The 13,722-nt window shown below is 53.2% G+C and carries 8 protein-coding genes and 1 pseudogene; 4 read left to right on the top strand and 5 right to left on the bottom strand.

Annotation, left to right across the window (positions count from 1 at the left end; all coding sequences use genetic code 11):
* Nucleotides 1–178: 178 nt before the first annotated feature.
* Nucleotides 179–500: pseudogene (locus tag NSU14_RS22775) on the top strand (aldo/keto reductase); the annotation flags it as partial.
* A 140-nt stretch (nucleotides 501–640) separates the two neighbouring features.
* On the opposite strand, the gene NSU14_RS22780 reads toward NSU14_RS22775, so the two are convergent.
* Nucleotides 641–1,978, bottom strand: coding sequence for a hypothetical protein (locus NSU14_RS22780; protein WP_042140876.1), 1,338 nt, complete (start codon nucleotides 1,976–1,978; stop codon nucleotides 641–643).
* 207 nt (nucleotides 1,979–2,185) lie between these two features.
* Nucleotides 2,186–4,939 (bottom strand): YhgE/Pip domain-containing protein, encoded by a 2,754-nt coding sequence (locus tag NSU14_RS22785; protein WP_340947399.1) that lies wholly within the window; start codon nucleotides 4,937–4,939, stop codon nucleotides 2,186–2,188.
* 266 nt (nucleotides 4,940–5,205) lie between these two features.
* Between NSU14_RS22785 and NSU14_RS22790 the strand changes: the two genes are divergently transcribed.
* The 3 genes from NSU14_RS22790 (at nucleotide 5,206) to NSU14_RS22800 (ending at nucleotide 9,792) form a co-directional block, all read left to right on the top strand.
* Nucleotides 5,206–5,733, top strand: a complete 528-nt coding sequence (locus NSU14_RS22790) for a hypothetical protein (protein ID WP_042134849.1) — start codon at nucleotides 5,206–5,208, stop codon at nucleotides 5,731–5,733.
* 631 nt (nucleotides 5,734–6,364) lie between these two features.
* On the top strand, nucleotides 6,365–8,968 hold the full coding sequence (locus tag NSU14_RS22795) for a beta-L-arabinofuranosidase domain-containing protein (RefSeq protein ID WP_340947400.1): 2,604 nt from the start codon (nucleotides 6,365–6,367) through the stop codon (nucleotides 8,966–8,968).
* 368 nt (nucleotides 8,969–9,336) lie between these two features.
* A complete protein-coding gene (locus NSU14_RS22800) occupies nucleotides 9,337–9,792 on the top strand; it encodes a hypothetical protein (RefSeq protein ID WP_340947401.1) in 456 nt (151 codons plus the stop codon).
* A gap of 140 nt (nucleotides 9,793–9,932) precedes the next feature.
* Here NSU14_RS22800 and NSU14_RS22805 read toward each other — a convergent pair whose 3' ends face one another.
* The 3 genes from NSU14_RS22805 to NSU14_RS22815 are packed head-to-tail and all read right to left on the bottom strand — an operon-like array spanning nucleotide 9,933 to nucleotide 13,715.
* Nucleotides 9,933–11,810 carry a beta-L-arabinofuranosidase domain-containing protein gene (locus NSU14_RS22805; RefSeq protein WP_340947402.1) on the bottom strand — a complete coding sequence of 626 codons (1,878 nt, stop codon included), beginning with the start codon at nucleotides 11,808–11,810 and terminating at the stop codon, nucleotides 9,933–9,935.
* 15 nt (nucleotides 11,811–11,825) lie between these two features.
* A complete protein-coding gene (locus NSU14_RS22810) occupies nucleotides 11,826–12,731 on the bottom strand; it encodes a carbohydrate ABC transporter permease (RefSeq protein WP_340947403.1) in 906 nt (301 codons plus the stop codon).
* A gap of 27 nt (nucleotides 12,732–12,758) precedes the next feature.
* Nucleotides 12,759–13,715, bottom strand: coding sequence for an ABC transporter permease (locus NSU14_RS22815; RefSeq protein WP_042134843.1), 957 nt, complete (start codon nucleotides 13,713–13,715; stop codon nucleotides 12,759–12,761).
* Between the last annotated feature and the right edge of the window lie 7 nt (nucleotides 13,716–13,722).

The following is a 13,722-nucleotide window of genomic DNA, read 5'->3' on the forward strand; positions in this document are numbered from 1 at the left end:
CCAGTCAGAGCCGGCATTATAAGCCATTGGGATAAGTTAGATAGGAAACTCTCTATGTTCTTACTCTTAATTAAGAGGATATGTTACGATCAACTGGACTGGTCCTCATCATAACAGAAAAAACACAGAGACAACCTAAAAAAGTGCACAAAAAAACTATGAAAGGAATGGGAAGAAGATGAAATACAGAAAACTGGGCAATACAGGACTTAAAGTCAGTGAAATCGGCCTGGGCAGCTGGCTTACTTATGGCACGGCGGCGGAACAGAAGGCGGCAGAATTCCTGTGTTGCCAAAGCTTTTGAATGCGGTATCAATTTCTTTGATACAGCTAATGCCTATAACTGCGGTGAAGGTGAAAAAGCAGTCGGCGCCGCCCTGCGCTCCTATACACGGTCGGATTATGTGCTTAGCACCAAGGTGTTTTTCCCGATGGGCGATGGTGTGAATGACCGCAGGTGGCTGATTTTGCACCTGCAAGATAAGCACCTGCGGGAGGAGAAGATGTCATATTGTGTTCTTATACGGCATAGCCCGCCCTGCAATTCAATTTGCAGCAAATACCTGCACTTAAAAGCACCGTCCGCGAAATGGGACGGTGCTTTTAAGTAGTTGCAAGCCTATAGCGGATAATATTCCTCTTACAATTTGCCTGCCGGCGCGAGGTGTCTGCTGGCATGGGCTGTCTGTACTTTATTGATCAGCTGCTTATAATCCTCTTGCTGCGCAGCCGAAGCCTGCGGCCGATATTGCTCAAACAATCGCACACAGCGGATCACACAGGTCTCGCTGCCCAGTTCCGCCGAAGCCTCCAGGCTTAGGAATAAGTAGCGGAATCCTTGCTCCTGTTCTCCGGCACGCAGGTAATATCCCGCCAGTTCATAGAGCAATTCCGCGTATTTATCCCGCAGGTCCGCTCCCGGCTTGCCATGCCCCGGGGCAGACCACTCCTGCTCTACCTGCGGCAGGAACCGCCCGATCAGCTCATCCACATTCCAGTGAAACCGGTTGGCTGCCTGAACGGCCTTCAGCATTCCGGGGAGCAGGCCGGTGCCGCCCGTGCCGATATACTCCACATAGTTATGAAGCACTTCCAAATCTCCGCACATTAAACGGAACAGATAAGTATTAACTATTGCCTGACTGCTGAAATACTCTTTAATTTGCCGGACTTCCTCTGAATCTTCCACAATCCAGTCCATTTCTGAATATAAAGTTACATAATGCAAAGCACGCTCATATTCGCCCCGCCCGTCACATACCACGGACTGCAACCAGTAGGCGTATAAAATATAGAAGCATAACGGCTTCGGAGGTTCCTTCAGCTCTTTCTGCTTTCTGACTTTGTGATGCTTAATCTCATATTGAATCGCTGTCTTACGGTACAGCTCTTCGGCCAGCAGCCATACCTTATCCCAGTACTGCAATGACAGATAGACATCGGCCAGCTGCTGCAAAGCGCCTAATTGATCGCTCTCATCCAGCCGCTCCACGAAATATTCGAACCGCGTGGCTGCACGGAAATCCGCCTCCCGGTCCTGACCGACCCTAATGGTGAACAGCCGGTACTGGCATAAGGCCAGACGCTCCGAATGCTGGTATTTCTCACTATCGGCAACGCCCTCATAGAGCAGAGCCGCCGCCTGATAGTTGCCTTGCCCGTAGAATTGCTCCGCTGTATCAAACAGCACAGGGGCATATGTAATATTGTCCATTATAATAAGGACGACCTGCCGGATACACTCCAGTTTGTTCAGCTCCGCGCAGCGGTGGAGGAATGGGCCCAGACGCCGCCAGTCGGGAGTGGAATGAATGACACATTCATCTATATAGAGTTCGTAAAACGCCCCTTCAGCCAGCCCCATCCCGGAGGTAATCCGGTCCAACTGCTGCATGGCAATGGGACGGTTGCCGTTAATAATACTGCTCAGTGTTCCGGAGTTAACGCCGGATACCCCTGCGAATTGATTAATCGTCATTCCTTCATTTCTTAGGAAAGCGGCCAGTTCCGCTTGAATTGTAGTCTTATGATGCAAACCAATACCGCCCCTCAAAAAACCATATATTCGAATATTAATCCAGATATTCCTATATAATAAGTCCCCCAATTATACAGGTCAATCCGGTTTGAACGGTTCAAAATAGGTTGACAAAGACGGAATAAATGTTATATATCCCCATTTTATCTACGAAATCAGCTTCGACTCTTCTGCCTGCGCGGCCGCTTTGCGGATGAAGCCCTGCAGCGGCTTTTGCAGCGTAAGACCCAGCAGCAGCGCAAGCACGCCGAACAAGACCAGCAGCAGCGCATCACGGATCGCTACCTCCGGCAGCAGACCGCCTACAGCTTCACGCAGCAGGCTGATCGCATAGGTAAAGGGCATAAACGGATTCAGTACCTGAAAGAAGTGTCCGGTGGTACTAATAGGAAAGGTGCCGCCGGAGCTGGAGAACTGCAGCACCATAAATACGATGGCAATCCCTTTGCCGATACTGCCGAACACCGAGACCAGCGTGAAGACAATCGTCACGAATACCACGCTGATCAGTACGGCAAACAGGACAAACCATACCGGATCAGCAACATAACAGCCTAGCAGGAAGATATTGCCCAGCACTGCCACCAGCGCCTGAAGAATACCGACTGTAAGAAAGGTCAGCAGGCGTCCGAAATAGAGCTGATACCCAAGGTAGCGGATTCCGCCGGTATCTACAGCCGTGCGCAGCAGCGAGATCAGCAGGGTACCGCCTACCCATAGGGACAGCACGACATAAAAAGGCGTCATGGCCGATCCATAGTTGGGAATCGGATATAACGTCTGCTGCTTCAGTACAACCGGATTCGCCAGGAAATCACTCTGGCTCTGGATATCGCCGCCCAGCAGCTGGGCAATCTCCTCCAGATCAACCTCCTCCTTGATATCGCGGAGTGTTGCTGCCGCTTTGCGGACCGATGCCATCAGCGCAGGCAAGTCGCTGCGCACCAGCTCCGCCGCACGTTCCACTCCCTGGTCTGCCCGCGGCAATCCGGCAGTAATGAAATCCGCTGCCTTGCGGAACCTCACCTCCGCCGCAGGCAGTCCGGTTCTGGCAAATTCGGCCGCTTCGTGAATCTGCGCCCCGGCCCCCGGCAGTCCTTCCTTAATACGCGGAAGTACGTTAGTGACCAGATTGCTGAATGCCGCCATCTTCTCTGTCATGCCCCCCGCTGCGTTATGCACCTCTTCGCGGATGGCCGGCAAATCCTGCCGCAGGGCTGCCAGGCCGGATTGTCCATACTGGATGGCGGTCCCCGCCTCCTCCAGTATGGTGTCCAGCGCGGCCAGCCGCTGCGGAATATGCTGCAGCGCTGCCGCAGCATTCCCCGCATCCGCAGTCAGCTGCTGCAGCACCTGCTCCGCTGCGGGCAGAATTCCCGCGTTGTACCGCGGGATGACCCCCTCCAGGGCAGCTCCCGCCTGCCCTGCCGCTAGGCTGAGCTGGTCCAGCTCAGCCTCCGTGGGCTGCGCGCCTGCCTGCGCAGCCTGTGCCAGGGCCGCCGCCTGCGCAGCTGCGGCGGCATAGGGCTTCCGCGCCGCTTCGACGGCGCGGAGATCACTTGCGCCCGCGGTCCCGGGCGCAAGTGTGTTCAGGGCGCCCAGCAGCTGCGCTGTGTGGGCGAGCCCTTCGCTTGCCGCGGCCAGCCGGGCCGAGGCAAGCTGCAGCTGCCGCGCAGCAGAGCGCTGCGCGGGCTCCTGCTGCACCGCACTCTGGTGCAGCGCCTCGCTTGGCTGCGCGGCACCTTGCCGCAGCGCTTCGTTTGGCTGCGCGGCGTCTTGCCGCAGCTGCGCGGTCAACTGCACGGCCGCTTCCCCGGCCTGCTGCAGCAGATACAAGTTCTGCTGCAGGGCCCCGGGGACAGCCGCAAAGGCTGTGCCGTTCCCGGCCAGGAACTGCTGCAGCACAAGCCCGAAGCTGCTGCCGGCAGCGGTGATCCGGTCAGCCTGCGGCAGAACCTTGGCCGCAGTGTCCACTGCGGCTGCGGCCTCTTCCAACCGGGCCTCTGCCCGGTCCAGCACACCATCCACCTTGCTGAAGTTCGAATCCAGCTCGGATACCAGCAGGGCAGCACGCTCAATCCGGGGCAGCTTCTCCTGCAGCTCCTCCAGATGTCCTGCGGCAGCCGTAATCTGCGGCCAATATTCGTCGATCTGCTCCACGGCTTTTCCCGCCTGCTCTACCTCGGGGAGCCTGGAGGCCAGTCCGGCAATCCGCTCCGCAGAAGAGGAGATCTCCGGCCAATCCTGCTGCAGCTTCAGTACCAGCCTGCCGGCTTGCTCAATCTCCGGCAGCTCCGCCTCCAGCTTGAACAGCCCGGCCTCCACTCTGCGGATAGCGGGCAGCTCGGACTGGAATTCCTCATCTACCCCGCGCAGGGCGGTCAGAACCGTACTGCTGATCGTTTCCGTGAAGTGCTCGGTGATCTGCGTGGTGATCGTGGAAGCACCCTTGGCTGTAATTTTTGGAGCAATCGCATTAATTTTTTCATTAACGGTATATTCAATCTCCGGCTTCTCCAGCTTACCTTCAAGAATTCCGGTCATCCGCTCAGAGAAGTCCGCCGGAATCACAATGCTCGCATAGTAATCCCCCCGCCGCACCCCGTCCACCGCAGCCTCCGCATCTGTAAACCTCCAGCCGAGTGACTTATTGCTCCGCAGGCTTTCCAGTACCTCCGCACCGATATTGAAGCTTGTACCCTGCACGGCCGCACCTTCATCCAGACTGGCTACGGCGATTTTGATCCCGGAGGTGTTGCTGTACGGGTCCCATACGGCCGCCACATTCACCCAGTCATAGACTGAGGGCAGCACAACAAGCGCTGCAATCAGCAGCATGGCCACAGGTATCCTGAACAGCCTCAGCCAATCCCTCTTGTATATTTGCCAGATCTCCTTCAATCCCAGTCACCTCTCAGCCGATAGTTGGATAACTTAATATGCCCCGGATTAAGGCTTTATACGACGATAACTGGCAACGCGATGATGCTGGAGGTAAGCAACCCAATAATTGGATCGGCTCCTGCAGGGAGATCTGAAAATATATTTGCAACATTTTTTGAAAATCAACGTTATTAGGGTATGAACACGTTTGAGAACTATACCGAAGGGTAATTAGGTATATAGACTTACACCGTGTCATATTATGCCAAGGGGGAAATTCCACAATGTTAAAAAACAAAAATGTCTATCTGTTTCCTGTATTGGTCCTGTTGTTCCTCTCCCTCGTGACTACGGCCAGCACGACCATGAAGACCGCAGAAGCCCAGAGTAGCGATCATATCCAGCACTTGACGGTTTACATACACGCACTCGACACCAATAAGGGTCAAACCACCCTTACCGGAGACGAAATCACATGGTACGAAGGCGCAGCGGCCGATGCTATCTTCGCTGAACGTGAGCCTGAAGCCGCAGCCGAAATCGGCGGTGTACCCGACGGTTACTATATCGTGAATGACAGCGATTCGCTGACTTCCTACCCGGTAGCCCCTAATGCTAAAGTAACTATGCAGATCTACGACCACACTGGTAATATTGAGGAACTGGACATTAACTGGAACGAGGCGCTCAGCCTGCAGCAGTTCACTCAGGAATTTGCCAAAACTGATGTTTTCGATCTAAGCCAATCTCCTTACCACATCACCATCCAGAACGGACAGATCGTCTCCATCGTGCAGCAGTACACACCTTAAGTAAGACATATGGGTTCAATAAGCTTTATTGTCTATCACACGCAAGCCGCAGTCTGTTGCCCTAAGCAGCAGCTGCGGTTTTTTTGTGTACTTTTTAGCCGGCTAGATCAATCAGCGGCCCTAACGATTCTGCGGAAGGGCTGAACAGAAAGCCTGACCTCCAAAAAGCTTCCGCCCCACGGATTCACGAATCGGCTCCGAAGAGTTGAATCGGCAGGGAAGCGGACTGAGAATCCCTTATTCAGCTGATTTTCGCTGTTTTCACCTCCACGCGGACTGGAGATCGCTTATTTTCTCTGGAAACAGAGATTTGGACGATGATTTGGAGCATAACGGAACTGGAGTCCGCTTCAGGCTGAAAATAGCTAGTTTCAAGAAAATAACGGCTCTGGAGTCCGCATAGGGTTTTGGATGCCCATATTCCAACGATTGATGACAACGCAGTAGCAAACATCAGGGGTTTGGGATTCGGGGGTACTTTTCTCTTGTCCCACTCCCCCTTGAAAATCTAACCTTTTCACACATATTCGAACCTATCACTATTTACCGACAAGCCCTTTAAATATAAGCTTATTCATAGGATACCAGCCTTGCTTTAACATTATAGAATCCATAGGAATGGTGATAAAAAGTGACAATTACACCCCAAACGCAGTCTGCGGCCCAGACTCAGGGCAAACCCATGTATCAGGAGTACCGCATGCATCAGGTTTCCATCGCCGATCCGTATATCGTCAACGCCTTTGCCAAAGAAGTAGCGTACCTCACCAGCTTGGAACCTGACCGTCTGCTGGCCGGCTTCCGTGAGAAGCGGGGACTCCCGAAGAAGAGCGAGAAGTATCCGGGCTGGGAGAATACCGAAATCCGCGGGCATACGCTGGGCCATTATCTCTCTGCCTTGTCCCAGGCTTATGCCACCACCCAGGATGATGCGCTTGCGCTCAGACTGGAATACTTGCTCAGTGAGCTTGCGTTGTGCCAGCATGAGAGCGGTTACCTGTCAGCGTTCGATGAGCAGTTGTTCGATAATATCGAGAATAAACAGCCTGCCTGGGTGCCTTGGTACACAATGCACAAGATTATCGCCGGACTCACCGCCGCCTACTCTGCCACCGGCAGCGCAACAGCGTATAGCGTAGTGAACAAGCTGGGGGATTGGGTGTACAACCGTACGGCTTCCTGGTCTGACGAAATACAGCAGCGCGTATTATCCGTCGAATATGGCGGGATGAACGACTGCCTTTATGAGCTGTACAAAGTCAGCGGCAACTTTAACCACTTAAGCGCCGCTCATAGCTTTGATGAGCTGACTTTGTTCACTCCAGTCCATGAAGGCAAAGATATCCTCAAAGGCAAACATGCCAATACAACCATTCCGAAGTTCCTCGGGGCGCTGAACCGTTACCGGACCCTTGGGGAGAGTGAGGTCTTTTATCTGGAGGCCGCCGGGCAGTTCTGGGATATGGTTGTGCATCATCACAGCTACATTACCGGCGGCAACAGCGAGTGGGAGCATTTCGGCGATCCGGATATGCTGGACCGGGAACGCTCCAATTTCACTGCGGAGACCTGCAACACCTATAATATGCTGAAGCTGACACGAGAGCTGTTCAAAATCACCGGAGACTCCAAATACGCTGAGTTTTACGAGAATACCTACCTGAATGCGATCGTGTCCTCACAGCATCCGCATACCGGGATGACGATGTATTTTCAGCCTATGGCAACGGGTTACTTCAAAGTATACAGCTCACCGTTTGAGCATTTCTGGTGCTGCACCGGAACCGGCATGGAGAGCTTCACCAAGCTGAATGACAGCCTGTATTTCTATGATGCCGCAAGCATTGTGGTCAATCAGTACCTAAGCTCCACCCTCCACTCCAGTGAACACGGGCTGAAGCTGACACAATCGGCCAATTTGCCTTATAGCGATGCTGTACAATTCACAATAAATACCCTGCAGCCTCAGGCCAGCCCCCTTGCGCTCAAGCTGCGCCTGCCGGACTGGCTGGCCGGGGAAGCGGAGCTCCTATTGAACGGGGAACCCGTCAATGTTGTATTCAACGGGAGCGGAACATATGCTGTAGTGGGCAGAGTATGGGAAGACGGCGATACTCTGCAGCTCCGGCTGCCGATGAAGCTTGCTTACTTCAATCTCCCGGATGCCCGGCATGTTGCAGCCTTCAAATACGGGCCGGCAGTGCTCAGCGCCGCACTGGGCCGGAGTGATCTGGCTGTGTCTGCCACAGGTGTGGATGTCAGTGTGCCGACCCGCAATATGCTGGTGAAGGATTTCATCACCACGGTGAACGAGAGTCCGGAGATGTGGCTGGAGAAGTTGGCAGACCGCTGTGTCCGCCTGGAGCAGAATGAACTGGCGTTTGCGCTTCAGGGAACGGATGAAGACAACCGGCTGGTATTTACGCCCCATTATAAGCAGCATAATGAGCGTTACGGCATCTATTGGCGGCTGGTGGAAGCCGATTCGGCGGAGCTGCAGCAGCATATTCTGCAGGGCAAAATCCTGCAGCGTGTGCAGGATGCCACCCTTGACAGTCTGCCTGTCGGCAATGACCAATACGAGCTGGAGCACGGAATTCAAGGGGAGAATACCTCTGTGGCTACATGGGACGGATACAATATCCGCAAGGCGGAGAATGGCGGCTGGTTCAGCTACAGGCTGAAGGTGGCACCACAGAGTGACAACTACCTCTCGGTTACCTATTTCTCCGGCAGCAACGGCAAGGAGCTCGCTATTTATGCGGACGGTGAGCTGATCAGCCGCGAAATTCTGCACACCGATCAGGCGCGCAGCTTCTACAACCGGAGTTATCTTATCCCGGCTGAAGTCATCAGCGGCAAGACCGAAGTGGAGGTCAAATTCGTCATTCCGGGGCAGGAAAATGGTATATTCGATCTGCTGCGCATGATGACCGGCTACAGCCGTAGCGCAGGGCTGCGCCAGCTTGCTTTTAGCGAAGGCACGCTCTCGGCTCCCTTCAGCAGCGGCGTAACCGCTTATACCCTAACCGTTCCGCAAGCGGCCGGCAGTGTACAGCTGAATGTCACACCAGAGCATAAGAATGCCCTGGTCTATGCGGGCGGAATCCTGATCGAGGATTCGCTCCCGCGCCAGGTTAACCTGACTGAGGAACGCACGACGCTGAACCTCACGGTTAAGGCAGAGGATCATACGACGGAGCAGGAATATGTGATTACAATCGTGAAAGAATAAGTACGCTATATAAGCTGCACTTTAGACAACACACCTGCAGGTTACCGGTCAGTCACAGCGAGGCTGGCGGAATACGTCAATGCCCTGTACTTAATTCGTGACCTGCAGAAAAATAGAGACCTCTTCGGAGGGACTGTAGACATAAATGTTGTACGTTGTGCAACTTGGATTGATGGATAGCCGGGTATCCGGGAGGATTGTTGTAGGAAATACAACAATAATCCTCCTAAACCACCGGGAAAAGCTGAAATCCTGCATTTGATACAACAATTTTGGATTTCGGCCGATAAGACGAGGGAAATGTTGTATTATGTGCAGGATTTTATATAAGTCGGTGCAAGTCAGCTGATCTCTGCCACAGAAAGCGGATGAATCAAGGGCTTCCTGCAACAACAGGCGAACCCGTACCCTCACACATACCCATACACATACCCATACCCATACTCATACTCATACTCATACTCATACTCATACTCATACCCATACTCATACTCATACTCATACTCATACTCATACTCATACTCATACTCATACTCATACTCATACTCATACTCATACTCATACTCATACTCATACTCATACTCATACTCATACTCATACTCATACTCATACTCATACCCCTACCCCTACCCATCCCCATACTCGTACTCATACCCCTACCCATCCCCATACTCCTACCCATACTCGTACCCATACTCCTACCCATACTCGTACCCATACTCGTACCCATACTCGTACCCATACCCAGGGAGGTACTTCTACTCTTTCACACAAACCTCTTGACGCTACGCCGGAGGTTCAAATATTCACAAGGTGAAGGTTAGTTTTATGTTAAAATTTCATGTTCAAGTTTTATGTTAAAGTTTTATGTTAAAGTTTTTTCAGGTTTCATGTTAAGGTTTTATGTTCAGCTTATCTAGCAACGCTAGTATTACGGTTCATACCACAACAAACAATCCAGCCGCTAACGCGGCTGGATTTCGTTGTACATATAATACCACTGCATTTCGCCGATCTTGTAATACGGCTGGAAGCTGCGGGTCAGGTGGCTGTATCCTGCCACATGGCCTTTGTCCGTCTCAAAGGTATACGGCTGCCCTTCAGCCGGGTGTATCCAGCCGGACGGGTCGGCGGTGTCGCCGATGAACCGGGTCATCTTATCGGCTACCAGCACCAGCGGGCCGTAGCTCAAGGCGGCAATGCCGGGATTCGCGGCATCCACAGCTCTGAAATAGAGCGGGAACGGCAAGTCGATCTCCATGATGTCCCCATCATTCCACTCCCTGCGGACTGAAGCCCACTCACCGGGCACAACCGCCGTCTCCACCTCTTCCCCGTTGATCTTCAAGCTATTCAGTCCTGTGGCCCAGGCCGGAACGCGCAGCTTCAGCCCGAACTCTGCACTTCCCTCCAGACTGATCCGCAGCTTGACCGCCCCCTCCACTTCCGGATACTGCGAATAGTTTTCCACCGTAATATCCATGCCGTCTTTGGCCCACTTCACCCGGGAGGGCAGATACTGCGTTACATACAGGCTATCCTCGCTGTGATAATAGAGCATATTGCTATACTCCGCTACATCCTGCGGGAAGGTGCCTGTGCAGCATTGCCACTCGAAGTTATGTCCGCCCTCCTGCAGTCTCCGGTCCTCTACCGTCTTCACTGCACCATCCAGAAAGTAGTTGGCATAATACATCACTCTTCCGTCCGGCTTCACCGGGAGCTGCGCGCCCGTTCCGTTATACAACAGCTTCTCCACCCATTCGCCGTACTTGGCTTCCCCGGTATACTGCAGCAGGTAGCTGCTGAATTTGAACACCGCCCAGGCACAGCAGGAGACCTCGCAGCTGCCCCAGGTGTCATTGCGGGTGACTTCCGTCCCGGCGAAATTGGTATAGGTCAGGCTCGACAACGTAGAGTCCCAGGTGGATTTCAGTGAATCCCCCAGGTAGCCCTCCTTCTCCGTGAACAGGCATTCCGCAGGCCCATAGCCGCCGGTGGCAAAGATATGATGGGCCGTAAGCTCATCGTAAGCAACCTTCATCGCTGACAGATAACGTTCATCCCCGGTCACTTCATAGGCGCGCGCCGCGCTGGATAGACTATTCACCTGGCTGTAGGCATGACGCGGGCCGATCGCGAAATCACTGTTGTTCAGCTTATCCCACAAATAATCGTAGTCCCATACCTTGGCGAAGTCCTTGTACTTCTCTTCTCCGGTCAGCTGATACGCACGGTACAGATTCTCCGGCAGCGTGTACCATTCGATCATATGACTGGACCACAGCCCGTGGTCCTGCAGCCCGTCCCTGGCAATATCCTGCTTGAAGCGGGCCATTGCCGCCTCCGTCAGCTTCAGCACATAAGGGAGAATCCGCTCATAGCCCAGATATTCATACAGATCGAGGAAGCCGCCGAGCAGCTTCTCATAGACATAAGTATCATTGTCGAATAATTCAGCGGACTGCTCGGCGCAGGCGATCCACTCATCTGCGAGCAGCTCTGCTTTTTCCTGCAGCCTGAAATCCCCGGTCACCCGGTACAGCTTCGCATACGCCCCCAGCTTCTGGCCGAAGGTGCTTGCCCCCGCCCCGTACCAGCCGGCTAAACCGTCAGCCTCCGAGGGCACACCCGCCTTGACCCGGAAAATATGCAGCAGATCCTCATCCGGAATGCCCAGATACATCTCGATGGTCTCATCCTGCTGCTGTTTCCAGTGGCCGGGCTTAAGCGCGACATGGCTGTAGCCGAAGGCCTGCATAGCAGGGGTTATTTTTACCGTACCCGGCTGGTACAGCATGCCTGAGTTTACTGCCGCATTATTATTCGTATCTGTGTTCATCACTCATCCTCCTCTTTAACCTTTGACCGAGCCGATCATGACCCCTTTATCGAAGTACTTCTGGATGAACGGGTACACAATCAGAATCGGCAGGGTAGATACGATGATGACTCCATACTTCACCTGATCCGCATACTGCTGGGCATAACCTCCGGCAGAACCGCCCGCTCCCGCCCCTTGCGAGAATACCTGGTTGGATAGCAGAATATCTCTCAGCACTATCTGCAGCGGCTGCAGGTTATTGCTGCGGATATAGATCAGTCCGGTGAAGAAGTCATTCCAGTGGGCGACCAGATAATACAGTCCGATAACGGACACCACCGCTTTGGAGAGCGGCAGGGCGACCTTCAGGAAGAATTTGAAATGCGTACACCCGTCCATCGAAGCCGCCTCAAACAGCTCCCGCGGGATCGAATTCTCGAAGAACGAGCGGGCAATAATCAGATTATAGACATTCACGCAGAACGGGATAATGAACACCCACATCGTATTCGTCATGTGCATATCCTTCATCAGCAGGTAGGTTGGAATCAGTCCGCCGTTGAAGAACAGTGTGATTACGAACGTCAGCATCAGAAACCGCCGGGCCCGGAACTCCTGTCTGGACAGCACATACGCCGCAGGCAGGGTGAACAGCAGGTTCACGGCCGTCCCAAGCACCGTATAGAGCAGCGTGTTGCTATACCCTGTCCAGATCCGCGAATCCTTGAAGATTTCACTATAGCCGAAGAAGCTTATATTCTTGGGGAAAATCGTCACCTGACCTGTCGACACCAGCGTGGAGTCACTGACAGAGGCGATAATGACGAAATACAGCGGGTACACAATGCTCAAAAAGATGAGCAGGCAGACCAGATATACGACAGCATCGAAGAGGATGTCGGTTTTATTTTTATCTTTACTGTTAGTGATTAGCTGCATGCTGCTCCACTCCTTCCGTAAGCTCTGCTACCACAGGCTGATATCCGAGGACTTGCGGGCAATCATATTCATCGCGTACAGGAACACAAAGTTGATCACGGTATTAAACAACCCGATGGCGGCGGAATAGCTGAACTGGTTGCTGATAATCCCGATTTTGTAGACATAGGTTGCGATGACCTCGGACACCGGAAGGTTCAGGGCATTCTGCATCAGGAATACCTTCTCGAAGCCTGTACTGAGCACATTCCCCATACTAAGCACGAACAGAATGATAATGGTCGGAATCAGCGCCGGGATATCGACATGCTTGATCGTCTGCCAGCGGCTGGCCCCGTCGATTTTGGAGGAGTCATAGAGCTGCGGGTCCACAGTAGACAGTGCGGCCAGATAGATGATGCTGTTCCACCCGCAATGCTGCCAGATCTCCGAGAGCACATAGACCGGAACGAACGTCCCCGTCGAGCCTAGCAGATTGACATCACCCAATCCGACCGAGCTGAGGATATGTCCGATTACCCCCGAATTCGGGGAGAGCAGTACGTTCAGCAGACCCACCATAACGACGATGGAGATAAAATGCGGCAGATACACGGTCGTCTGAAGTGTTTTTTTGGCGCGTTTCCAGCGCACCTGGTTGATCAGCAGCGCCAGAATGATGGGCGCGGGGAAGCTTAGAATTACAGTGGCGAGACTGATCGCTACCGTGTTTTTCATCAGATCGGCAAACATATAGCTGTCAAAAAACTGCCGGAAATAGAACAGTCCTCTCCACGCGCCCCCGGTGAGCCCTTTGCTGAAATCATAATCACGGAACGCCAGCTGGATACCGTACATCGGGATATAGTTGAAGATAAAAATCACGACAATAGCCGGAAAAATCATAATCCACAGCTGATGATCCCGCTTGAAGGTATTCAGTACGGTGGGCTTCTTATGCGCCCTTGGCTGAGCCGGATGCTCATACAGATTCTTGGATATCATCAGAACC

This window comes from Paenibacillus sp. FSL R10-2771, assembly GCF_038000205.1.
Taxonomy (GTDB): Bacteria; Bacillota; Bacilli; order Paenibacillales; family Paenibacillaceae; genus Paenibacillus_AQ; species Paenibacillus_AQ phytohabitans.

Bases quoted from the DNA above. Each gene is read 5' to 3' on its own strand.
- NSU14_RS22780 (WP_042140876.1), bottom strand. From the start codon at position 1,978: ATGACGATTAATCAATTCGCAGGGGTATCCGGCGTTAACTCCGGAACA.
- NSU14_RS22790 (WP_042134849.1), top strand. From the start codon at position 5,206: ATGTTAAAAAACAAAAATGTCTATCTGTTTCCTGTATTGGTCCTGTTG.
- NSU14_RS22800 (WP_340947401.1), top strand. From the start codon at position 9,337: ATGAATCAAGGGCTTCCTGCAACAACAGGCGAACCCGTACCCTCACAC.
- NSU14_RS22805 (WP_340947402.1), bottom strand. From the start codon at position 11,810: ATGAACACAGATACGAATAATAATGCGGCAGTAAACTCAGGCATGCTG.
- NSU14_RS22810 (WP_340947403.1), bottom strand. From the start codon at position 12,731: ATGCAGCTAATCACTAACAGTAAAGATAAAAATAAAACCGACATCCTC.
- NSU14_RS22815 (WP_042134843.1), bottom strand. From the start codon at position 13,715: ATGATATCCAAGAATCTGTATGAGCATCCGGCTCAGCCAAGGGCGCAT.